Origin of the sequence: Sphingobium sp. S6 (assembly GCF_905120495.1) — a bacterium.
Classification (GTDB): domain Bacteria; phylum Pseudomonadota; class Alphaproteobacteria; order Sphingomonadales; family Sphingomonadaceae; genus Sphingobium; species Sphingobium agri.
Genome location: NZ_CAJHOG010000001.1, coordinates 225377 through 246127, shown reverse-complemented (window position 1 = coordinate 246127; position 20751 = coordinate 225377). Strand labels below are relative to the sequence as shown.

General features: G+C 62.0%; 24 protein-coding genes. 7 read left to right on the top strand and 17 right to left on the bottom strand.

Going from position 1 to position 20751, the window contains the following annotated elements; genetic code table 11:
• Window positions 1-4 precede the first annotated feature (4 nt).
• From SPHS8_RS01240 to bfr, 3 genes are all read left to right on the top strand, one after another.
• Window positions 5-1249: a DUF418 domain-containing protein gene (locus tag SPHS8_RS01240; protein WP_201513541.1), complete on the top strand. Its 1245-nt coding sequence runs from the start codon at window positions 5-7 to the stop codon at window positions 1247-1249.
• Window positions 1250-1304: 55 nt separating this feature from the next.
• The gene (locus SPHS8_RS01235) at window positions 1305-1475 is read left to right on the top strand and encodes a (2Fe-2S)-binding protein (protein ID WP_097091302.1); all 171 of its coding nucleotides are present in this window, start codon (window positions 1305-1307) and stop codon (window positions 1473-1475) included.
• 160 nt (window positions 1476-1635) lie between these two features.
• On the top strand, window positions 1636-2115 hold the full coding sequence (gene bfr, locus SPHS8_RS01230) for a bacterioferritin (RefSeq protein ID WP_097091301.1): 480 nt from the start codon (window positions 1636-1638) through the stop codon (window positions 2113-2115).
• 40 nt (window positions 2116-2155) lie between these two features.
• On the opposite strand, the gene SPHS8_RS01225 is transcribed toward bfr, so the two are convergent.
• Window positions 2156-2563, bottom strand: coding sequence for a (deoxy)nucleoside triphosphate pyrophosphohydrolase (locus SPHS8_RS01225; RefSeq protein ID WP_201513540.1), 408 nt, complete (start codon window positions 2561-2563; stop codon window positions 2156-2158).
• An 81-nt stretch (window positions 2564-2644) separates the two neighbouring features.
• Between SPHS8_RS01225 and SPHS8_RS01220 the strand changes: the two genes are divergently transcribed.
• Window positions 2645-2830, top strand: coding sequence for a Flp family type IVb pilin (locus tag SPHS8_RS01220; RefSeq protein WP_201513539.1), 186 nt, complete (start codon window positions 2645-2647; stop codon window positions 2828-2830).
• A gap of 131 nt (window positions 2831-2961) precedes the next feature.
• Entirely contained in the window at window positions 2962-3126 is a 165-nt protein-coding gene (locus tag SPHS8_RS01215) for a Flp family type IVb pilin (protein ID WP_201513538.1), read from the top strand.
• An 88-nt stretch (window positions 3127-3214) separates the two neighbouring features.
• On the opposite strand, the gene SPHS8_RS01210 is transcribed toward SPHS8_RS01215, so the two are convergent.
• The 5 genes from SPHS8_RS01210 to SPHS8_RS01190 form a co-directional block, all read right to left on the bottom strand.
• Window positions 3215-4690 carry a M48 family metalloprotease gene (locus SPHS8_RS01210; RefSeq protein WP_443018537.1) on the bottom strand — a complete coding sequence of 492 codons (1476 nt, stop codon included), beginning with the start codon at window positions 4688-4690 and terminating at the stop codon, window positions 3215-3217.
• 76 nt (window positions 4691-4766) lie between these two features.
• Complete coding sequence (locus SPHS8_RS01205; RefSeq protein WP_201513537.1) at window positions 4767-5711, bottom strand: acetyl-CoA carboxylase carboxyltransferase subunit alpha; 945 nt, start codon at window positions 5709-5711, stop codon at window positions 4767-4769.
• An 11-nt stretch (window positions 5712-5722) separates the two neighbouring features.
• Entirely contained in the window at window positions 5723-6640 is a 918-nt protein-coding gene (locus SPHS8_RS01200) for a tyrosine recombinase (protein ID WP_201513536.1), read from the bottom strand.
• Window positions 6641-6644: 4 nt separating this feature from the next.
• Window positions 6645-8456, bottom strand: coding sequence for a hypothetical protein (locus SPHS8_RS01195; protein ID WP_201513535.1), 1812 nt, complete (start codon window positions 8454-8456; stop codon window positions 6645-6647).
• 4 nt (window positions 8457-8460) lie between these two features.
• Window positions 8461-8649 (bottom strand): hypothetical protein, encoded by a 189-nt coding sequence (locus SPHS8_RS01190; RefSeq protein WP_097091295.1) that lies wholly within the window; start codon window positions 8647-8649, stop codon window positions 8461-8463.
• A gap of 82 nt (window positions 8650-8731) precedes the next feature.
• Between SPHS8_RS01190 and SPHS8_RS01185 the strand changes: the two genes are divergently transcribed.
• Both SPHS8_RS01185 and aroB read left to right on the top strand, forming a co-directional pair.
• Window positions 8732-9280, top strand: coding sequence for a shikimate kinase (locus tag SPHS8_RS01185; protein ID WP_201513534.1), 549 nt, complete (start codon window positions 8732-8734; stop codon window positions 9278-9280).
• Window positions 9271-10383 carry a 3-dehydroquinate synthase gene (aroB, locus tag SPHS8_RS01180; protein WP_201513533.1) on the top strand — a complete coding sequence of 371 codons (1113 nt, stop codon included), beginning with the start codon at window positions 9271-9273 and terminating at the stop codon, window positions 10381-10383. The genes SPHS8_RS01185 and aroB overlap by 10 nt, the downstream gene beginning before the upstream one ends.
• 100 nt (window positions 10384-10483) lie before the next feature.
• Here the strand turns inward: aroB and SPHS8_RS01175 are convergent, their stop codons facing one another.
• From SPHS8_RS01175 to pyrH, 11 genes are all read right to left on the bottom strand, one after another.
• Window positions 10484-10996 carry an RES family NAD+ phosphorylase gene (locus SPHS8_RS01175; RefSeq protein WP_268933193.1) on the bottom strand — a complete coding sequence of 171 codons (513 nt, stop codon included), beginning with the start codon at window positions 10994-10996 and terminating at the stop codon, window positions 10484-10486.
• A gap of 211 nt (window positions 10997-11207) precedes the next feature.
• Complete coding sequence (gene rpmE / locus SPHS8_RS01170) at window positions 11208-11432, bottom strand: 50S ribosomal protein L31 (RefSeq protein WP_097091292.1); 225 nt, start codon at window positions 11430-11432, stop codon at window positions 11208-11210.
• A 107-nt stretch (window positions 11433-11539) separates the two neighbouring features.
• Window positions 11540-12022, bottom strand: coding sequence for a 3-hydroxyacyl-ACP dehydratase FabZ (gene fabZ, locus SPHS8_RS01165; RefSeq protein WP_201513531.1), 483 nt, complete (start codon window positions 12020-12022; stop codon window positions 11540-11542).
• Window positions 12023-12031: 9 nt separating this feature from the next.
• Window positions 12032-12694, bottom strand: coding sequence for an OmpH family outer membrane protein (locus tag SPHS8_RS01160; protein WP_201513530.1), 663 nt, complete (start codon window positions 12692-12694; stop codon window positions 12032-12034).
• Window positions 12694-15360, bottom strand: a complete 2667-nt coding sequence (gene bamA / locus SPHS8_RS01155) for an outer membrane protein assembly factor BamA (protein ID WP_201514830.1) — start codon at window positions 15358-15360, stop codon at window positions 12694-12696. The genes SPHS8_RS01160 and bamA overlap by 1 nt, the downstream gene beginning before the upstream one ends.
• 93 nt (window positions 15361-15453) lie before the next feature.
• Window positions 15454-16587, bottom strand: coding sequence for an RIP metalloprotease RseP (rseP, locus tag SPHS8_RS01150; RefSeq protein WP_201513529.1), 1134 nt, complete (start codon window positions 16585-16587; stop codon window positions 15454-15456).
• On the bottom strand, window positions 16584-17744 hold the full coding sequence (locus SPHS8_RS01145; protein ID WP_201513528.1) for a 1-deoxy-D-xylulose-5-phosphate reductoisomerase: 1161 nt from the start codon (window positions 17742-17744) through the stop codon (window positions 16584-16586). The genes rseP and SPHS8_RS01145 overlap by 4 nt, the downstream gene beginning before the upstream one ends.
• Window positions 17741-18511 (bottom strand): phosphatidate cytidylyltransferase, encoded by a 771-nt coding sequence (locus SPHS8_RS01140; RefSeq protein WP_201513527.1) that lies wholly within the window; start codon window positions 18509-18511, stop codon window positions 17741-17743. Before SPHS8_RS01140 ends, SPHS8_RS01145 begins: the two co-directional genes overlap by 4 nt.
• A gap of 3 nt (window positions 18512-18514) precedes the next feature.
• Window positions 18515-19258, bottom strand: a complete 744-nt coding sequence (locus tag SPHS8_RS01135) for an isoprenyl transferase (RefSeq protein WP_201513526.1) — start codon at window positions 19256-19258, stop codon at window positions 18515-18517.
• A 42-nt stretch (window positions 19259-19300) separates the two neighbouring features.
• Window positions 19301-19858, bottom strand: a complete 558-nt coding sequence (gene frr / locus SPHS8_RS01130; protein WP_097091285.1) for a ribosome recycling factor — start codon at window positions 19856-19858, stop codon at window positions 19301-19303.
• Window positions 19859-19864: 6 nt separating this feature from the next.
• Window positions 19865-20590: a UMP kinase gene (gene pyrH / locus SPHS8_RS01125; protein ID WP_097091284.1), complete on the bottom strand. Its 726-nt coding sequence runs from the start codon at window positions 20588-20590 to the stop codon at window positions 19865-19867.
• Window positions 20591-20751: the final 161 nt, after the last annotated feature.

The following is a 20751-nucleotide window of genomic DNA, read 5'->3' as shown; positions in this document are numbered from 1 at the left end:
CCACATGATCGCCCCATCATCCCGGATCGCCGCCATGGACGTGCTGCGCGGCTGCGCGGTGATGGGCATATTGTGGATGAACATCAGCAGCTTCGCCCTGCCGCAGACCGCTTATTTCAATCCGAGCGTCGCGGGGCCGCTTTCGGTTGGCGATAAGCTGTTCTGGTTGACCAGCTTCCTGCTGTTCGACGGCAAGATGCGGGCCCTCTTCTCCATGCTATTCGGCGCGTCGATGCTGCTTTTGATCGATCGCGAGGAAATGGCGGGGCGCAACGGGCAGCGCGCGCAGATCATCCGGGCAGCCTGGCTCTTCGTCTTCGGCCTCGCGCATTATATGCTGCTATGGTCCGGCGACATATTAATGAACTACGCCCTGATCGGGCTCGTCGCTATGATGTTCATCGGCAAGGAGCCGCTGTCGCTCCTCAAATGGGCGTTCCTGTTCTTCCTCGCTCATTTCCTGATCTGCACGGCATTTGTCCTTAGCCTCCATGGATGGGCGGAGGCGGCCGCCGCGCCCGACGCCGCCACAACCCTAAAGGACAGCTTTGCCCGCTATATCGGCGCATTGAGCAATCCGGACGATCCCGCGGTCCGGGAAGAAATCGCCACCTACCGGAGCGGCTTTGCAACCATAGTGGCGCATCATCTGGAGCTCTATGTCAGCAATTGGTGGTGGTCCTTTTTCCTGAGCGCGTTCGACACGCTCGGTTTCATGCTGATGGGCATGGCCATGCTGAAGGGCGGGTTTCTGACCGGACGGTGGCAAGCGGAGCAATATTGGCGCACGGCAAGGCATTGTTTCCTGATCGGGCTGCCTCCGATGGCGGGCCTCGCGGCCTGGCTGATCCTGCGGGATTTCCCTGCCTTGCCATCCCTGGCCACGTCGCTTGCCTGGTCCTTTCCCTTCCGCATCCCGCTCGCGGTGGGCTGGGCAGCGCTGATCCTATGGGTGTTTGTCGGCCATGGTGAGCGACGAATCGTGATGGCGGTTGCGCGCACGGGTCGGTTGGCGCTCAGCAACTATCTGGGCAGCAGCCTCTTCATGTGCGCCCTGTTTTATGGGTGGGGTCTCGGGCTATTTGCCCTGCTGCGGCCATCGCAATTGCCGCTGCTGGTGCTCTGCGCCTGGCTTTTCATGCTGGTGTGGTCGACGGCATGGCTTGCCCGATTCGCCATCGGACCTTCGGAATGGCTTTGGCGCACCCTCGCGCGAGGAAAAACGCAAAAGATTCGCAACAGCATCTAATATTCTATTGCGACCCATTATCATCTGAGATATTTCCCGATTCAGGGAGAGCCTCATGGTCGTCTGTGTCTGCAATGCCATTCGCGAAAAGGATCTTAAGGAAGCCGTGCGCAGTGGCGCGGATACCCCCTGCAGCGCTTATGCCCGTCTCGGCCGTCGTCCCAAATGCGGGCAGTGCGTCCCCTTCGCCCGCACGCTGATCGCTGCCGAGCGTGCCAGCGCCTGATCAGCATTGCAAATCATCCGCATTTAATCCCCTTCAGTCGCCGAGAACTCGACGCAATAGCGCTAGAGAAAAATGGCTGTTTTCCTAGGCTTTCGGGTTAACAAACCGGATCACGCACCCTATAGTTACGCTTTCATTCCAATAGCCGGAGGACAGCGCCATGAAGGGTGACTCCAAGGTCATCGACTATCTCAACGAGGTCCTCAAGAATGAGTTGACCGCGATCAATCAATATTTCCTGCATTACCGGATGCTCGATCATTGGGGCATCGAGAAGCTGGCCAAGTTCGAATATGAAGAGTCGATCGATGAGATGAAGCATGCGGACAAGGTCGCGGAACGCATCCTGTTTCTCGACGGTCTGCCCAATTTCCAGCTGCTCGGCCGTTTGAAGATTGGCGAAACGGTCGAAGAGGTGCTGAAGGCCGACCTCGCACTGGAATATGAAGCGCTTCCCGTCCTGAAGGACGCGATCGCCTATTGTGAGACCGTACGCGATTATGTCAGCCGCGACCTGTTCCAGTCGATCCTCGAAAGCGAGGAAGAGCATGTCGACACATTGGAGACCCAGTTCGAAATGATCGAACGCATGGGTATCCAGAACTATATCCAGCTTCAGAGCAAAGCTGCGGAAGATTGATTCATAAGGTGGGTGGGCGCTTGTTCGCCTGCCCCCTTTCTCAAATCAGCGAATCGAGTAAGCCGATCAGCGGCAAGTCGGCTGGAGGCATGTCCAACGCATACATCTGATTGGGCCTCACCCATTTCAGATCGGTAGCGTGCCGCGCTTCGGGCAAGCCTTCCCATTTTCGGCAAACATAGAGCAGGAGCAGCAGGTGCCTGTCGCCAAGCGCCTCGCTGGCGAAAGCGGCTGGCGCGAGACAGCTTGCATGGGTGCGGATGTCCAATTCTTCCTCCAGTTCGCGAATCAAGGCCGCTTCTGGCGTCTCCCCCATTTCCACCTTTCCGCCAGGAAATTCCCACAGGCCCGCCATGGCTTTGCCTGGTGGCCGTTGCTGAAGCAGCACCCGGCCGTCCGCGTCGACCAACGCTGCAGCAACGACCAGAAGCGGGAAATTTGTCGTCATATCAGTCCAGCAAAAGGGGTTTGTTAACTGTCGCCCTTTTACAGGGGTAAGCGGGGCTGTCTGCAATAAACGGGTGGTACAATGCGTGGGGTGATCAAACGCCTGTCCCGATCGGGATTGTTGCAGTGTCAGCGGGGGGCAACAGCTGTTGAGTATGGGTTAATCTTGGCCCTCGTTTTTCTCGCGATGATCGCTGCAGTATCGAACGTCGCAAACAAGACCGTGGGCATGTGGAACAACGTCGCAACTGAAGTTCTCGCGCATTAACCATTAATCTCAGACCTGCTCGACGATATTAAAGCTTTGTCAACCTAACCCTCATAAACCGTCCATTGCTGACCTATTTCTAGCGGGGCGGCTGGGTAGTTAAACGGGAATTCAAGTCAAGGAGACTTCACATGAAGTTCGTTCGCAAGATGCTGAAGAATGAAAAGGGTGCTACGGCCATCGAATACGGCCTGATCGCTGCGCTGATCGCTGTCGCCGCTATCGGCGCGATGACCAGCCTCGGTGGCAAACTGACCAACACGTTCAACAAAGTTTCGGGCAACATGGGAACGTAAGTTTCGACCTGATCTTTTAGAAAAGGGCGGCAGGAGCGATCCCGCCGCCTTTTTTTGTCTCGCACGCTCAGCACGATCGGCCCAGATCTCAAATAATGATCTTTACCCGCTGACCAGGGCGAAGCACGGTCTGAGCCTTGAGCGCATTGATCGTGAGAAATCTTTCAAGCTGATAGTCGGGGTAAGCCATTCGTCGGCTGAGCGACTGCACGGTATCTCCAGCCTTTACCGTAACCACATTCACGCGGCGCGGCTTTATGGCTGCTGCTTCCTGAGACGTGAGTCGCGTGACCGACTGCACCAGGGGAGCGAATGGCCCTATCCCCTGCCCGGCAGGCGTCAGGAGCAGGAAATGATATGCTTTGCCGCCGCCAAAATCATAGGCGAATACGGTTGCGTCCACTTGGGTAGAGTTGGCGTTTGCCCGAATGCTGCGCCACGCAGCGGGAATGCCATTTACCGTGGTGCGGCGCACCTCTCCTTCCGGCACGCGGCTATTGCTACCGCCCAACTTCGCGAAAACCGAGTCGATATAAGCTCCAAGATCGCCTGAATAAGCGCCGCCACCAAATTGCGCCTGCCCGCCAGAGCCGGAAATCGAGACCGCGCTCGCGCTATTTTCCATGCCGAAGCCGGAAGGTGCGGTGAAAGCCAGACGCAGGTCTGGATGACGGAAACGGCTGCCCTCGATCACACCCTGCCGCGGATCGTCGCCGTAAAGGACGCCGTCCAGCGCCTTCAAGAACTGATCCTGATTGCGTGCACCAGCGGCCGCCTTTTTCGCGGAGGCGTTACGCGCCGCGCGCCCGACACGGGACGCGGGGTCGGGGTGCGTGCTCGCCCATTCCGGAACAGACCGCGCATTGCCCGTCACGCGCGCATCCAAGCTGCTTTGAGCACCCAAGGACGCCAGCATGGACGATAGCGCCCGAGGATCATAGCCAGCGGACGCAAGGTAACGGATGCCGAGGTCGTCGGCCTCATATTCCTGCGTGCGCGAGAATTTGAGGGTCAGCAACTGGCTGCCCGTGCCAATGCCTTTCTGCAGCAACCCGGCAAAGGCAGAATCGCCCAGCAGGGCCCCCGTCAGCACCTGCAGCAATGTTCCGCCGATGGCATTGCGCTGCGCCGCCTGCTGACGCCGCTGGCCATGCTGAGCCGCGACATGCCCGATTTCATGGCCGAGTACGCCTGCAAGCTCTGCTTCGTCATTGGCCAGCGCCATCAACTGACGGGTCACATAGACATAGCCGCCGGGAATGGCGAAAGCGTTGTTAACCGGCGAATTCAGCAGCGTTACGGTGAAATCGCCTTGAGCGTTGGACAGTCCGGATTGAACGGCGATGCGGCGGCCCACTGTCTCGGCATATTTCGCCTGAGGGCCAGTATAGGCGCCGCCAAATTCATTAAGCAGCTGCGGGTGCTGCTTCGCGCCGCTTGCTTTTTCCTGCGGGCTGATCGACGTCACCGTCCGGATCGCGCGTTGCTGCCCCAGAACTGACGGTGCTGCGATGGCGGCCGCGATAGCAATCGCGCCGCTTGTCCATGCCAATGCCTTTTTCACGGCTCCTCCACATGCTGAACCTGTTACCCGGACGAAACGAGGCTCCGGGATGCATGTTCCTTCAGGAAGAGCGAGATCAAGCGCCGATGGCTAGAAATTTGTCCGCGCGGTCGGTGCGAAGCTCCTGTGCCCCGAGGCCTGCGAGCGAGTCCAGCTCTTCCCCGATGGCTGCGCCAAGGCTGGCGATCGCCTGCACAGGTTCGCGGTGCGCGCCGCCGATCGGCTCCGTGACGATACGGTCAATGACGCCCAAACCTTTGAGATGCTGCGCCGTCACCTGCATGGCCGTGGCGGCGTCGCTCGCCTTGTCGGCGGTCCGCCACAGGATGGAGGCACAACCTTCAGGCGAAATGACCGAATAAACCGCATGTTCGAACATCAGCACCCGGTTCGCGGCAGCCAGCGCGACCGCGCCGCCCGAGCCGCCCTCACCCACCACGGCAGCGACCATGGGCACGCCCAGCGCCAGGCATTGTTCGGTCGAACGGGCGATAGCCTCCGCCTGGCCGCGTTCTTCGGCCTGAACGCCCGGGAATGCGCCCGACGTATCGACCAGCGTCACGACCGGCAGGCCGAACCGGTCAGCCAACTGCATCAGGCGGATTGCCTTGCGATAGCCCTCGGGCTTTGCCATGCCGAAATTGTGGCGGACGCGGCTGGCGGTGTCGTCACCCTTTTCATGGCCGATCACCATCACCCTGCGATCGCCCAGCATCGCCAAGCCGCCGATGATCGCCTGATCATCGGAAAAGGCCCGGTCCCCGGCGAGCGGCATGAAATTGTCGAACATGCCCGCGACATAATCCTTGAAGTGCGGGCGATCGGGATGCCGGGCAACCTGTGTCTTCTGCCAAGGCGTCAGCTTCGCATAGGTGTCCACCAGCATCTTGGCGGCGCGCTGCTCCAGCTTCTCGATCTCGCCGCTGATATCGATATCACCGGCGCTCGCCGTCGCGCGCAGTTCGATGACGCGCGCCTCAAGCTCGGCGATAGGTTTTTCAAATTCCAGAAAGCTAACCATGGCCGACGGCGTTAGGGTGCAGACGCTTCTTCGTCAACGAAACGATGGCGCATTGTCGCCAGTGGATGGCGGCTGTTCACCAATTCGACCAGACGGCGGCTGTCGACATGCGTATATATCTGCGTCGTACCAATGTCGGCATGGCCAAGCATGGACTGGAGCGCGCGCAAGTCTGCCCCGCCTTCGAGGAGATGCGTGGCGAAGGCATGGCGCAGCACATGGGGGCTTACCCGCTGCGGCGCTATGCCTGCTGCGGCGGCAAGCTGCTTCACCAACTGATAGAGGCGAATGCGGCTCAAATGGCTCTTGCCGGAGGGAAAGAGCCTTGGGCTGGTCTCAGGGACGTGCGGCAGCCAGGCGGAGACGGCGGCTCGCGCCCGGTCCGATATCGGCACAAGTCGCTCCCGCGCGCCCTTGCCCTTCAGGATCAGGAACGGCCGGTCCGCGGCCAGCGCCCTGCGCGGCAAGGAGACCAGTTCGGTAGCGCGCAGTCCTGAGCCATACAGCAACTCGATCAAGGCCGAGAGACGAAGGTCGAGCGGCGACGGATGCGCGACGGCGAGCTTCTCCTCGATCAAGGCGAACAGAGATTCGACCTCCTGCGCCGACAAAATCTTGGGCAGGGGACGCCGGGTGACCGGACGCGGCAATGCAGCGGAAGGATTGTCGCCGCGCAGCCCTTCTTCTTCCAGAAAGCCGTAAAAGGCGCGCAGTGCCGAAGCCTTTCGCGCCACCGAAGAAGCGGACAGTTCCGCCCAGGCAGCGGCAAGCCCCGCAATGGCGTCCTTGCCGGCGGCGGAGAGGCCACCCAAGATCTTCGCCGCGCCTTCCAGATCAGCGCGATAAGCGAGCAAGGTATTGCGCGAGGCACCGCGTTCCGCCGACATCATCTCCAGAAAACGGCCGATTAGCGCCCCATCCTCTCCCATGGGCTCAGATCCGCGTTATGGCCTCCGCCGCGATCATCCGCGCTTCGGGGTCGAGCCCGACCTGATGCAGAGCCGCAACGATGTGATAGAGGTGAGCGGCAGGCAGGCGATCCCACTCCGCCGCCTGCATGCCCACGGCGGCAAGCAACGCGACTGTCGCTTTCTCTCCCCGCCCTGCGGCTTGGTGGATCGCCCGCGCCCAACGGCTGTTCACTGCAAGGTTCAGGCCATTATCCTGCGCCAGGGAGGCACTGGCCTGCGGATTGAGGCGGGCAAGTCCCGCCAGAGCCGCAATCAACATCTGGCCTTTTGCCGCGCCAGCCTCATCGGCAAAGGAGGATACACGCCCTTCGCTGATGTCGACCACCGCGCTCGGCGCTCCCACCGCCAGCAAAGCCCAAAGGTCGCCTGCGCCGTCGCCTTCCGCCTGCCGTGCGACGCCGCTCCACCGCGCGGCGCTGCGGTCATAGCCTGCCGTCAGCATGGATGCGACCAGATTGGCGGCCTCCCGCGCGTCGATCGTGGTGACGGGCAAGGCGGCCGCCGCCTTCGCCGTCGCGATCAGGCCGACATAGTCAGGCTTGCCATTGTCGCGCCACAGCGTCCGCATCCCCTGAACGCGCTCTCCTGGCGAGCTTGCACGATAGGCGTTGCGCAGCGCATCGACCTTGTCGGCAATTTCGGGGGTCGCATCGCCATCGGCGGCCAACTGGCTATAGAAGCCGACCAGCGCCTGATTGGAGAAAACGCCCAGTCGCGCTGCTGCTTCCGAACCGGGCAGGCGGCGAACCGCGCTCAATGCAGGCGCGCGCGCTTCCCATGCCCGCACATGGCGCCCCGCGGTGGCGTAAAGCGCGTCGGGGATTTCGACATTAAGAGCGGTGGCAAGGCCGAAACGCCACGCCGTCAGCCCATCTACGCCGTCCCATTCGATCTTCACCGACCGGCGCGCATTGAATCCCGTGCCGACGACCTTCTCTGCCAGTCGATAATCGACGCCGCGCACGACGCCCCGGCGCTGCGCCTGGTTGAGCGCCGCACTGGCAGAACCCTGATCACCCGACAGCGCCGGGCAGATCGCCCGCGTCATGTCCCATCCCGGTTCCTTGCTATAGCGCAGCGCACCGGTGGAAAGCGGACATAAGCCGGCCGGGTCTGCGGTTGCCAAGTAGGTCTGCATCGCCACGGCATAGAGGCGCGGTGTGAACTTGTCGGAATCGACGCTCTGCACCAGCAGCCGCGCGCTGTCCGCTTCGCCCATCCGAAGCAGCAGCCACGCCCGTTCGGCAACCCAGTCTGCGCCATTGATATCGCGCGGCGTGTCCGTTGCCGAAAGCAGCGCGCGGCGCAGCAGGATGGACGCCCAGCGCGACGTGACCGGCGCGCGCGTTTCCTTCATCAATGTCGCGAGAAACAGGCCGGATTGGCCGCCAAATGCATCGGGCTCCAGGCCGAGCCGCGCGGGCGTGAGCGGCCCGACACGGTCTAGCGACCGCTGCGCGCCGGGGGGCAGATCATATTTCTGCTTCTGCGCCGCCAGCTCTTCCTCGGACAGCTCATCCACTGCCTCGCCCGCCAAAGCGTTGTCCGCAGACGGTACGTCGCTGCTGGGCGGCAAGGGCTGAACCATCGGCACAGGCGCGCCGGGGGTTGCCGGACGCGCGGGCTGAGGCGCGGAAGCCGGTGGTGCCGGAGGCGCCTCTCCGAAGCCCGGGGGCAGGAGCGATTCCGGCGACTCCTGCGCAATCACCGGCAGCGCGAGAGCGAACGCCAGCGTCCCCAGCGCCCATTTCGCATTCACCCGGCTTTGACGCATGAACTTATTTGCCCAGCTTTTCGGCGGGAATGGTCTTTTCCACCCGCTGCTGCGGCTGTTCGCCGCCGCGCGACCAAAGCAGCGCGACGAGACCCGCAAGCAGGACGATCAGAACAATGGGAATGAGTGGCAGGCGCGTCCCGCGACGGCGTGAGCTGCTTTCGAAGGTGCTGAAGGAACGATTGCTTCTCATGGATCCTTGTGCGGCCTAGCCGTCTAGTTGAGGAAAGTTGCGATTTGCCTCCGCGACGGGGGGATGTATAGCCCCCTCCGCAATGCAGCGAAACAGCAAATCCGTGCCTCCGCAGTCAAAGCGCGGTTCCATCGTCCTGATAGGGATGATGGGCGTCGGCAAATCGACAGTCGGACGCAGGCTGGCAGCGCGGCTCGGCCTTGCCTTCGTGGATGCTGACGAAGAGATCGAAAAGGCCGCGGGCATGACCATCACGGAAATGTTCGAACGCTATGGCGAGGGCTATTTCCGTGATGGCGAGCGGCGGGTGATCGCCCGGTTGCTGGACGATGAGCCCAAGGTGATCGCCACCGGCGGCGGCGCATTCATGCAGGAAGATACGCGCGCCCTGATCCTTGACCAGGCAACCGCGATATGGCTGGACGCCGACATCGACACGCTGGTCGATCGGGTATCGCGGCGGGAAGGCCGCCCCTTGTTGAAAGGTAAGGACCCCCGCGTCGTGCTGACCGAATTGGCGGCAGTTCGGAACCCGGTCTACTCGTTAGCCCCCATCCACGTGAAGAGCATTGCCGCGCCGCATGAAGTGGCGGTCGAGAGCATTTTGGAGAAATTGGCGGCATGGCAATAGTCCGCGTCGCGCTGGATGCGCGCAGCTATGACATCGTGATCGAACAAGGCGCGCTGGATCGCGCGGCAGGTCATCTTGGCTCCTATGCCAGAGGCGGCAGGATGGTGGTCGTGACCGACACCAATGTCGCGAAGGCACAGCTACCCAGGCTTGAAAACAACCTGCGCAGCACCGGCATCACGGTTCAGCCCATCATCCTGCCTGCTGGCGAGCAGACGAAGAGCTGGCGGCACCTTGAGCAATTGCTCGATCAGCTATTGGCTCTGGAAGTGGAGCGCGGGGACCATGTCGTGGCGCTGGGCGGCGGCGTGATCGGCGACCTTGTCGGTTTCGCCGCATCCATCCTGAAGCGCGGCTGCCACTTCATCCAGGTGCCGACGACGCTGCTCGCCCAAGTCGACAGTTCGGTTGGCGGAAAGACCGCGATCAACGCGAGCGCGGGCAAGAATCTGATCGGCAGCTTCTATCAGCCGAGCCTGGTCCTCATCGATCCATCGACCCTCGACAGCCTGCCGCATCGTGAAACGCGCGCGGGCTATGCCGAGGTCGTGAAATATGGCCTGATCGACGATCCAGAATTCTTCGCATGGTGTGAGGCTGAGGGGCATCGGCTGCTGACCGGCGATCGCGATGCCCGCGAGTTCGCGATTGAACGCAGCGTCCGTGCGAAGGCGGCTATCGTCGCCGACGATGAGCGCGAAACATCCGGCCGTCGCGCGCTGCTGAACCTTGGCCATACGTTCGGACATGCGCTGGAGGCGGATACGGGCTTTTCCGATCTGCTGCTGCATGGCGAAGGCGTGGCGGCAGGCATGGCGCTCGCCTTCCGCTATTCCGCGCGGCTGGGGCTGTGCGCACCGGGGGATGCGGATCGGGTGACGGCGCATCTGAAGTCGGTGGGCCTACCGCATGATCTTGCCAGCGCCCATGTGAAAGCGGACGGCGCTGCTTTGGTGGCCCATATGCTGCACGACAAGAAGATGGCGGCAGGCACCCTGCCCTTCCTGCTGGCGCGAGGCATCGGGAAGACGTTCCTGTCGAAGGATGTCGTGTTGGATGACGTGGCAGCGTTTCTGGACGAGGACCGCGCGGCTCACGCTTAAGGACCGTATGCCGACATCATCACCTATGGGATGACGGGTGATGTGCGGGATGGTGATTTATGGGAGACCAAGTCCCAAGAACAGTTATGTCCAGCGACGACTACAAGCCCCACTTTGGCCCGTCGCTCGAAAGCTGAATTAAAACCGGTTTTCCAGCAACTAATACAGATGGGCCGCCAAGCTCATTCCACCGAAATAGATTTACGTGCCATACGCCTGGAATCATGCGCGAACGATCAATGATACCATCCGCGCCAGCCGCACGCGCCACATCCGCGTTGCGCCAGGATGGAGGCTCCCGTCCGGCCATTAAGGCTTGTCGCCACTGCGCATTCGACAAATCGCGGTCGATGCCGAGAAGGCGGCAGGCATGTTCATCGCGTTGATCAAGTACCTGTGCTTCGCCTACGATCAGTGGCACCACAACACGAGGCCGGCCATCTTCTCGGATGTAGCCCGAAACTGCAATCATGGCCCATTCCAGTTGCGGACTCATGTAGAGCACGGCTTGGCCCGGACGATGATAGCGACCCGCACTATCCGGACTAGGTGACTTAAGGACGTCATCTACCCGATCTGCGAGAACAGACCGGAAAAATCTGCCGCTGACCATTCGCAAGCTTGGGCTGATATCGTTCGTCACTGGGCCAGCCTACTTGTCGGTCGACAGGGAAACAACGACCGGCTTTGGGGTAGATGACTGGCTGAGCACTATGGCGATCGCGGTCGAAAGCGATCAAGCTTCCCTGCAGCCGTCTTCGTTACAGACACAAAAAAGGGCGCCTCGTCGGGCGCCCTTTTCATTTGCTCATGTGACCGAGCGATTACTTCTTCAGCGTCAGGCCGCCAAAGCGCTTGTTGAAGCGCGCCACCTGGCCGCCCTGCTCCAGCTGACGCTGGCCGCCGGTCCAAGCCGGGTGCGACTTGGGATCGATGTCGAGCGCCATCGTGTCCCCTTCCTTGCCCCAGGTCGAACGGGTGCGGAAGGTGCTGCCGTCAGTCATCTGGACGGTGATGAAGTGGTAATCGGGGTGGGTATCGGCCTTCATGGGTCTGCTCCGTCAATGGGCCGGTTTCCGACCGGCCATGGATGCGAAATCTTGCGAAGGCGCGCGGTTACATGGGATTTCCCACGAACGCAAGCCCCGCGCGGCCTTTAGTCTTCCGGCGGGTCGGCGATCATCGCGACAAAGTTCGCCTCGGCGCACAGCTTGCCGTCCACCGATGCCTTGCCGACGAATTTGCAGACCCGGCCCCGGATCTGGAGCAGTTCGACATGCAGGTCGAGCAAGCAGCCCGGCTCCACCGGGTTGCGGAACTTGGCTCCGTCGATGCTCATGAAATAGACCAGCTTGCCCGAGCCGCGCAGATCAAGCGTTTCGACCGTCAGCACGCCTGCTGCCTGCGCCATCGCTTCGACGATCAACACGCCCGGCATGATCGGGCGGCCAGGAAAATGTCCCTGGAAGAATGATTCGTTGATCGAGACGGCCTTGACCGCGTGGATCTTCTCGTTGCGCACGAGATTGGCCACGCGGTCGACGAGCAGCATCGGATAGCGGTGCGGCAGCGCTGCCATGATGCCACGAATATCGATGGCGCCCACGGCGGCTGGTGCCGCTTCAACTTCCCCCGTCATCGGCCGATATCAGCGCGAGGTCGGCTGCTGCGACGGGTTGGCGGGAGCCGCGGCGGCAGGCGTCGGCGCCTGACCGCGCGCGCCGCCGGGCTGCCAGCCCGCAGGCGGCGTGATGCCCACGCTCGGCACCAGCGCGTTGAGCTCCGTCACCACCTGCTGCGTGATATCCACGCTCGGCTGATAGGAGACGGTCGCGTCGGGCGCGAGGATCAGGTCCACCTTCGCCTTCGTCATCGCGGACTTCAGCGCATCCGACAGCTTGGCCGAAATCTGCTCTTCGACATAAGCGTTGGCGAGCGCGATCGGCTGGCCCAGGCGCTGCAGTTCGGCCTGGCCGTTCTGACCCGCCTTCTGATAGGCCTCATACTGGGTCTGGATGGCGGGCGTTGGCTTGTTGCCCGCAGCCTTCATGGCCGCTTCGAGCGCACTGCCCTTCGACTTCAAATCAGCGTCGATCGCATTCTTGCGCGCGGTGAAGCTGTCGATCTGAGCCTTGTAGGTCGTCTGAATCTGCGAGCGGGCGGTGGTATAAGCCGAGCTGGTGGCGACTGCCCGCTGCAGGTCTGCAACGGCGATCCCGGTCTTCGACTGAGCTGCGGCAGGCACGCTGGAGAGCGCGATGGCAGTCATGGGCGCAAGAGCAAGCGCCGCGGCCTTGAGCATCTTATTCATTAGAATTGAGTCCCTACGTTGAAGCTGATGAGCTGAGTATCGTCCCCTGGTTCCTTGAGCAGGGCCTTGGCGATGTCGATGCGGAACGGCCCGAACGGCGAGTTCCAGTTGACGCCAAAGCCCACAGACACGCGCGGCTTGAGCGTGTCGCCGAGATAAACTTCTTCGAAGCCGGTGCCGTCGAGATAGTCCACGGTATAACCAGGTGCCGATACATTCGAACAATTACCCAGACCTGCCGCGCGCTCGGGAGCTCGGCCAGGATTGTTCGACCCCGTGACAGGCGTGAGCGAGCAGAAACCCGGGAAATTAGTCGGAACGGGATCGCGCAGTCCGGCAACCGCGCCTGCATCCACGAAGATCGACGGACGAAGTCCCATTTCCCGAGCGCCCGATCCCAGCGGAATTTCCATCTCGGCACGCGCAAGATAGTAAATCTTGCCGCCGAGCGCGTCGTCGCGGACATTGTTATCGCCCGTGTTGCGCGAAAAACCAGTCGGGCTGTCAGGGTCAGCCACGAGATAGTACCGCTTCACACGCGGTCCAATACCACGAATATCAAAGCCGCGAATCTGCGGATTGCCCAGGAAGAAGCGGTCAGTCAGACGCACCTTATCCACGATCGTGTCGGTGGCGTCCCGCCGCTCGCCCTCAAGCGAGTGGATGTAGCCGCCCTCAGCGGAGAGCGAGAAGATAAAGCCGCCGCCAAGCGGCCAGAATTTCGACCCGTTCAGACGCGTGCGGATATATTTGACGCTGCCGCCGAGGCCGGCGAAGTCTTGGCTCAGAACAACATTGTGACCCCGCGTGGGACGGATGCGGTTATCGCGATTATCATAAATCAGCGAGTAGCCCAGCGAGGACGTGGTACGCTTCCCGATCGCGTCGCAAAGATAACGCCCAGCGAGAATGGGATCGCACTCCCTGTCACCGTCGCCATCGACATCGGAATAATAGGTATCCTCGTCCAGGCTCACATCATCCAGATTGAGACTGTAGCGCAACGCCAGCGACATATATTCGGTGATGGGAACGCCCGCGCGGATCTGGAACCCGGTGGTAGTCTGCTTGTAGGTGGTATCGCGATCGTTGCCACTGCCGATATAACGGAAGCTGTTCAGATCACGCCGATAGATATCGCCGCCCAGCGCGATATTCTTGTCCATGAAATAGGGCTCGGTGAAGCCCACTTCGACCGACTTGGAATAGCTCGAATAATTGACGCTGGTGCGCAGTTCCTGGCCCTTGCCGCGGAAGTTGCGCTGCGTGATCGACGCCGCGACGATGAAGCGCTCCAGCGAGGAGAAGCCTGCCGACAGCGACAGCTCGCCGGTCGATTTTTCCTGGACGTTGGTTTCCAGCACGATGCGGTCGGGCGCCGAGCCCGGCTTCTGTTCGATGTCCAGCTTTTCCTGGAAGAAACCAAGCGAGTTGATCCGGTCCTTCGAGCGCTTGACGAGGAAGCTGTTGAACGCGTCACCTTCCGCCAGCCGGAATTCGCGGCGGACCACCTTGTCCTGGGTCAGCGTGTTGCCGTTGATGTCAACCCGTTCGACATAGACGCGCGGCGCGTTGGCGATGCGGAAATTGATCCCCATCGTCAGGCTGTCCTTGTCGCGGTTGAAGTCCGGCTGCACGTCGGCAAAGGCATAGCCGAACAGGCCCGCCGTCTGGCTGAGCGTATCGACTGTGTCCTCGACCTGCTTGGCGTTGTACCAATCGCCCTTCTTCATCGGCAGCGTCTTGGTGAGCGACGCGCCCGACAGGTCGCGAATGTCGGATTCGACCTTCACGTCACCGAACTTGTAGCGCTGCCCTTCCTCAACCACATAGGTGATGATGAAGTCCTGCTTGTCGGGCGTCAGCTCCGCGACGGCCGAAATAACGCGGAAATCCGCATAGCCTTCGGTCAGGTAGAATTGCCGCAGCTTCTGCTGGTCATAGGCCAGGCGATCGGGATCGTAGCTGGTGCCGGAGGAGAAGACGCGGAACCAGCGCGACTGCTTCGTCACCATCTGGCTGCGCAGTTCACCATCGTTGAATTTGTCATTGCCGATGATGTTGATCTGGCGGACCTTGGACTTGGGCCCCTCCGAAATTTCAAAGACGATATCGACGCGGTTCTGGTCGAGCTGCACCATCTTGGGCTCGACGGTCGCGGCAAAGCGGCCCTGGCGGCGATAAAGTTCGATAATGCGGGCGACGTCGGCGCGGACCTTGGACCGGGTATATATCTGGCGCGGGGCGAGCTTGATCTCCGGACGGATCTTGTCTTCCTTCAACCGCTTGTTGCCTTCCAGCACGATGCGGTTGATGACCGGATTTTCCTTCACTTCAATGGTGAGCGCGCCATTGTCGTTGCGGATCTGAACGTCTGCGAACAGTTCGGTCTCGTAAAGATCACGCAGCGCCTGATCGAGCGATTCCTGGGTAAAGGGCTGGCCGACGCGAAGCTTGGTGTAGGATAGCACCGTATCGGGTTCCAGGCGCTGCTGACCCACGACGCTGATGCTGCGGATGGTGCCGGCTGCGGGCGCGACGGCCGGAACGGGAGCGGCAGGCTGCGCCGCGTCCTGCGCCAAAGCGGGAACCGCGGACAGGCCGCCCATCATCGTCGTTGCCAGAAGGGCCGCGACAACCGGGCGCTGTCTCTTGCTGCTCATCATCGCTGTCACCCGCTCTACCCTTTTACAAAAAAGCATATGTTCGTTCACGCCGGGAAACACGGCGCTAAATCGCGCCTCCCTGCCCGATACGGCTTAGCCGATCAAGCCGGACAGGCGTTCCCAGAGCCCGAAAGAAGATAAATCGTTGAAAGTCACCAGCATCATCATGGCCAAAAGGACCGCCAGACCCGATCGGTACGCCCATTCCTGCACCCGCGCACTGACGGGCCTGCGCTGTATCGCCTCCACCCCGTAAAACAGCAGATGTCCGCCATCCAGCATGGGGATTGGCAACAGGTTGATGAACCCCAAGTTAATCGAGATGAGAGCCATGAAGAACACGAAGCTCTCCACCCCCAATGTTGCCGCCTGGCCCGAAACCTCTGCGATCTTGAGCGGGCCGCCCAGTTCCTTCACCGACCGGCCGCCGCCCAATATCTGCCCTAGCGTTTCGACCATCGTGCGAATGATCTGCCCGGTCTGCTTGAGCGCAACCGCAGGCGCGCGCCAAAGTTCGACCGGCTCGATCACGGGCTGCGCCGGAGCGATGCCGAGCCGTCCGACCTTGAACCTGTTGCCAAAGCCATCCTGCTCCTGAACAGCACCGACCCGGCCCTGCTTTTCGACCGTCCGTCCCGATCGTTCGACAAGGATCGTCACCGGCTCGCCCGGACGGATCTGCGCATAAAGGCGAAGGTCGTCGAAGGTCGTCATCTCCCGGCCGTTCAGCGACAGGATGCGATCTCCAGCCTGTATGCCCGCCTCAGCGGCCGCGCTACCGGCCTGCACCTTCCCCGCAACGGCGGGTGTCCGGCTCTCACCGTAGACGAACGCGAATGTGGACAGGATGAGAATGGCGAAGAGGAAATTGATAAAGGGCCCCGCCGCGACGATCGCCGCCTTCTGCCACAAGGGCTTGGCCGGGAAGCTTTCGGCGCGCTCGCTTGGCGGAAGCTGAAGCCAGGCGGGGTCCGTCTGGCTGGCGGCGTTCATGTCCCCCTTGAAGCGGACATAGCCACCAAGGGGAAGTGCACCGATGCGCCAGCGTGTGCCGCGCTTATCAACCCATGCCGCCAGTTCCGGGCCGAAGCCGATCGAAAAAGCCTCCGCCTTGACGCCGAACCAGCGGCCGACGAGGTAATGGCCGAGTTCGTGCACGAACACCAGCGGCCCGATGACCGCTACAAAGGCGAGGACCGTCAGCAGGAACCCGGGATTTTGGATCAAGCAGTCAATCTTTCCATCACTTGGCCCGCCATGCGTCGCGCCTGTGCATCCGCTTCCAGCACATCGTCGATACCGCTTGGCTCTGGGGCGCTATAGCGGTTCAGAACGTCCTCCACAATCATGGCGATATCAAGGAAGCCGATGGCCTCTTTAAGAAAGGCCGCCACCGCCACTTCATTGGCCGCATTCAGGATTGCAGGCGCGAGCCCGCCCTGCTCCGCCGCCTGCCGCGCCAGGCGGAGCGCGGGAAAGCGAACCTCGTCCGGAGCCTCGAAATCGAGGCGCCCTGCCTGCGCGAGGTTGAGCGGTTGGCAGGGTGTCTCCATCCGGCTGGGCCAGGCAAGGGCGCTGGCGATGGGAATGCGCATGTCCGGCGATCCCAGCTGCGCCAGCGTCGAACGATCGCGATATTCGACCATAGAGTGGATGATCGATTGGGGATGGACCAATATCTCGATGCGATCCAACCCCACCGGAAACAGATGCGCGGCCTCGATCAGTTCCAGGCCCTTGTTCATCATCGTCGCGCTGTCGACGCTGATCTTCGCGCCCATCGACCAATTGGGATGCGCCACGGCCTGGGCTGGCGTGATGTCGCGCATTTCTTCCCGACTGCGGGTGCGGAAGGGGCCGCCGCTCGCGGTCAGGATGATCCTTGCCACATCATCCAGGCGGCTACCGGCAAGGCACTGGAAAATGGCATTATGCTCGCTGTCGACGGGCAGCAGGGTTGCCCCCGACTGGACCGCCGCGTCCATCATCAGAGCGCCCGCCGAGACAAGTGATTCCTTGTTGGCGAGCGCGACCGTTCCGCCTGTCTGCAACGCAGCCATTGTCGGCCGCAACCCTGCGCATCCAACGATCGCGGCCATGCTCCAGTCCGCGCCTGCTTGCGCCGCCTCGACCAGAGCGGCCTCGCCCGCCGCAGCCTCAACGCCGGATCCCGCCAAGGCCGATTTCAACGCATCATAGCGCGCCGGGTCGCCGATCACCGCCATCTGGGCACTGCATGCGCGTGCCAGCTTGGCGAGACCATCGACATCGCTATGGGCGGTGAGGGCAACCACCTGAAAGGCTTGCGCATCGCGCTGGATGAGGTCGAGCGTCGACATGCCGACGGAGCCCGTCGCGCCGAAGATGGAAACTTTGCGCGTCATGGAAACACCAGAAAAAGATAGAAGAGAGCGGCAATCGGCGCGGCGGCTACTACGCCGTCCAGCCGGTCCATCACGCCGCCATGGCCGGGCAGCAGGTTACCGCTGTCCTTGACCCCCGCCCGGCGCTTCATCGCGCTTTCCAGAAGATCGCCAAGCTGCGCGGCGACCGCCAGAAGCCCGCTCGCGGCGGCAAGCTGGATCGGCAATCCGGCGAAGCGGTGGAGGACGAAACCGAGGACCAGAGCAGCCAACACACCGCCGCCGAGCCCTGCCCAAGTCTTGGAGGGGCTGACCCGAGGCGCGAGCTTGGGTCCGCCGATCGCGCGCCCCGCGAAATAGGCGCCGATGTCCGTCGCCCACACCAGCGATAATGCCCAGAAAGCAAGCAGCAAGCCGCCCGGCTGCTGCTCACGAAGGAAAATCAGTGCCGCGACCGGCACGAAGACGTAAAGCACGCCGAGCGCCAGCCTGCCTGATCGCGTGACGAGGATCACGAAGAAGAAAGCCGCCACCGCAAGGGTGAAGGCCGTCCAGGACAGCCCCGCCGCCAAGGGGCAAAGTAGCGCCAGCGGCACGGAGACCGCGAACATCGAAAGCCGACGATGCTCGGGCGATACGCGGGTCAAATTCCCCCACTCGCCCTGCATCAGCACGCCAGCCACAACGAGCAACAGCCAGAAGAAGAAGCCCCCGAAATAGAGCGCGGCGGAGGCAAGAAGGATAAGCAGCAGGCCAACGACCGCGCGGATGCGAAGCTCATTCGACATGGGTCAAAGCCCGCCGAAACGGCGGTCCCTCAGACGAAAGGCATCCAGCGCCTTGGCAAGTGCCCGCGCGTCGAAATCGGGCCAGAGCGTGTCGGTGAAATAAAGCTCGGCATAGGCGGCCTGCCACAACATGAAATTGCTCAGCCGCTGCTCACCCGAAGTGCGGATCAGCAAGTCCAGGGGTGGCAGATCGGCCGTGTCGAGCCCTGCCGCCACATCTTCCAAGCTGATCGCGGCCGGATCGACCTCGCCTGCGCGCACCCGCAGCGCGATAGCCTGTGCCGCCCGCACCAGTTCGTCCTGGGCGCCATAGTTGAGGGCAATCGCCACGATCGGGCCGCTGTTCCCCGCCGTCCGCGCAACCGCCCCGTCGATCATGTCGACCAATGAAGCGTCAAGCGCTCGGTAGTTGCCGATCACCCGCAAGCGCACGCCATTGGCATGAAATTCGTCGAGGTCGGATTCAATGAAGCGCCGCAGCAGGCCCATAAGGTCCGCAACCTCGCTCGCGGGGCGCTTCCAGTTTTCTGACGAGAAGGCGTAGAGCGTCAGGCATTCCAGGCCCAGGTCGCGCGCCGCCCGCGCCACCTTGCGCACGGCCTCCACCCCCGCCCTGTGACCGGCGATACGCGGCAGGAACCGTTTCTTTGCCCAACGGCCATTGCCGTCCATGATGATGGCGACGTGCCGCGCACCATGGCCGGGCGCACCGTCATGAGCAAAGTCGGATTTGGCTTGGGTGGCCATCAGAAGTGTCGGAGCGTGGTGGACACGGACAAGGACCCCGGCTCAGTGACCGAGAATTTCCTTCTCCTTGGCCGCCGCCGCAGCGTCGATGTCGGCGATGGTGCTATCGGTCAGCTTCTGCACCTCGGTTTCCAGTCGCTTGCGCTCGTCTTCGCTGATCTCGCCCTTCTTCTCGTCCGTCTTCAGGCTGTCCATGCCGTCACGGCGCACGTTGCGCACAGCGACGCGCGCGCCTTCGGCATATTTGCTGGCGAGCTTGGCCAGTTCCTTGCGCCGTTCCTCGGTGAGGTCCGGGATCGGCAGGCGCAGCGTCTGCCCGTCGACGATCGGATTGAGGCCAAGCCCCGCCGAGCGGATCGCCTTGTCGCAGGGACCGACATTGCTCTTGTCCCAGACCTGCACCGACAGCATGCGCGGTTCAGGCGCAGAGACGGTCGCCACCTGGTTGAGCGGCATGTGGGCGCCATAGACCTCGACCGTCACGGGATCGAGCAGCTGGATATTGGCCCGGCCGGTGCGCAGGCCGGAGAGATCGCCCTTCAGCGATTCGACAGCGCCGTGCATGCGGCGTTCGAGGTCGGCCTTGTCATATTGAGCCATGGTCTTTCAGCGCTCCTGATTTTGTACGATCGTCGCAACCCCGTCACCGGCCAGCACCTTTGCAAGATTGCCGGTTTCGCGGATGTTGAAAACGACGATGGGGATATTGTTTTCGCGGCACAGGGCAATGGCGCTCGCATCCATCACCTTGAGATTGTCGTTCAGCACCTTGTCGAAGCTGATCTGATCATAGCGCGCCGCGTCCGGAACCTTCTTGGGGTCCGCATTATAGATGCCGTCGACGCTGGTGCCCTTGAACAGCGCGTCGCAGTTCATCTCGGCCGCCCGCAGCGCCGCGGTGGTATCCGTAGTGAAGAAGGGGCTGCCCGTACCCGCCGCGAAGATGACGATCCGACCCTTTTCCATGTGCCGCACGGCCTTGCGCCGGATATAGGGCTCGCACACCGACGCCATCGGGATCGCCGACTGCACGCGCGTGTCATAGCCGATCTTTTCCAGGGCGTTCTGCACCGCCAATGCGTTCATCACGGTCGCGAGCATGCCCATATAATCGGCGCTGGTGCGGTCGAAGCCCTTGGCCGCGCCTGCCAGGCCCCGGAAGATATTACCCCCGCCGACCACGACGCAAATTTCAAAGCCTGCGTCCTTGGCCGCCGCGATCTCTGTCGCAACGCGGTTCACCGTCTCCGGCTCAATGCCGAACTGCCCCTGCCCCATCAGTACTTCGCCCGAGAGTTTCAGCAATATGCGCTTGAACGGCGGACGAGTCATGCGGGGTAAAATTCCATTTATTCGAGCAGACAAAGGAATGGCGCGCACCTTAGGCAGCGCGCGCCATTCTGTGAAGTCCTTAGCGTGTTCGAGCCGCTTGTCGAGAAGCGTTGCTTCCCACGCGCCGCCCGAACCGAACGCTCTATCAGGTCAGGCCGGGA

Bases quoted from the DNA above. Each gene is read 5' to 3' on its own strand.
- SPHS8_RS01240 (WP_201513541.1), top strand. From the start codon at position 5: ATGATCGCCCCATCATCCCGGATCGCCGCCATGGACGTGCTGCGCGGC.
- SPHS8_RS01195 (WP_201513535.1), bottom strand. From the start codon at position 8,456: ATGCGTCAAAGCCGGGTGAATGCGAAATGGGCGCTGGGGACGCTGGCG.
- SPHS8_RS01175 (WP_268933193.1), bottom strand. From the start codon at position 10,996: ATGGTCAGCGGCAGATTTTTCCGGTCTGTTCTCGCAGATCGGGTAGAT.
- SPHS8_RS01140 (WP_201513527.1), bottom strand. From the start codon at position 18,511: ATGTCGAATGAGCTTCGCATCCGCGCGGTCGTTGGCCTGCTGCTTATC.
- rpmE (WP_097091292.1), bottom strand. From the start codon at position 11,432: ATGAAGGCCGATACCCACCCCGATTACCACTTCATCACCGTCCAGATG.
- pyrH (WP_097091284.1), bottom strand. From the start codon at position 20,590: ATGACTCGTCCGCCGTTCAAGCGCATATTGCTGAAACTCTCGGGCGAA.
- SPHS8_RS01145 (WP_201513528.1), bottom strand. From the start codon at position 17,744: ATGACGCGCAAAGTTTCCATCTTCGGCGCGACGGGCTCCGTCGGCATG.
- SPHS8_RS01200 (WP_201513536.1), bottom strand. From the start codon at position 6,640: ATGGGAGAGGATGGGGCGCTAATCGGCCGTTTTCTGGAGATGATGTCG.
- SPHS8_RS01235 (WP_097091302.1), top strand. From the start codon at position 1,305: ATGGTCGTCTGTGTCTGCAATGCCATTCGCGAAAAGGATCTTAAGGAA.
- bfr (WP_097091301.1), top strand. From the start codon at position 1,636: ATGAAGGGTGACTCCAAGGTCATCGACTATCTCAACGAGGTCCTCAAG.
- fabZ (WP_201513531.1), bottom strand. From the start codon at position 12,022: ATGACGGGGGAAGTTGAAGCGGCACCAGCCGCCGTGGGCGCCATCGAT.
- SPHS8_RS01160 (WP_201513530.1), bottom strand. From the start codon at position 12,694: ATGAATAAGATGCTCAAGGCCGCGGCGCTTGCTCTTGCGCCCATGACT.
- SPHS8_RS01225 (WP_201513540.1), bottom strand. From the start codon at position 2,563: ATGACGACAAATTTCCCGCTTCTGGTCGTTGCTGCAGCGTTGGTCGAC.
- SPHS8_RS01215 (WP_201513538.1), top strand. From the start codon at position 2,962: ATGAAGTTCGTTCGCAAGATGCTGAAGAATGAAAAGGGTGCTACGGCC.
- SPHS8_RS01185 (WP_201513534.1), top strand. From the start codon at position 8,732: ATGCAGCGAAACAGCAAATCCGTGCCTCCGCAGTCAAAGCGCGGTTCC.
- bamA (WP_201514830.1), bottom strand. From the start codon at position 15,360: ATGATGAGCAGCAAGAGACAGCGCCCGGTTGTCGCGGCCCTTCTGGCA.
- SPHS8_RS01190 (WP_097091295.1), bottom strand. From the start codon at position 8,649: ATGAGAAGCAATCGTTCCTTCAGCACCTTCGAAAGCAGCTCACGCCGT.
- frr (WP_097091285.1), bottom strand. From the start codon at position 19,858: ATGGCTCAATATGACAAGGCCGACCTCGAACGCCGCATGCACGGCGCT.
- SPHS8_RS01220 (WP_201513539.1), top strand. From the start codon at position 2,645: ATGCGTGGGGTGATCAAACGCCTGTCCCGATCGGGATTGTTGCAGTGT.
- SPHS8_RS01205 (WP_201513537.1), bottom strand. From the start codon at position 5,711: ATGGTTAGCTTTCTGGAATTTGAAAAACCTATCGCCGAGCTTGAGGCG.
- SPHS8_RS01135 (WP_201513526.1), bottom strand. From the start codon at position 19,258: ATGGCCACCCAAGCCAAATCCGACTTTGCTCATGACGGTGCGCCCGGC.
- aroB (WP_201513533.1), top strand. From the start codon at position 9,271: ATGGCAATAGTCCGCGTCGCGCTGGATGCGCGCAGCTATGACATCGTG.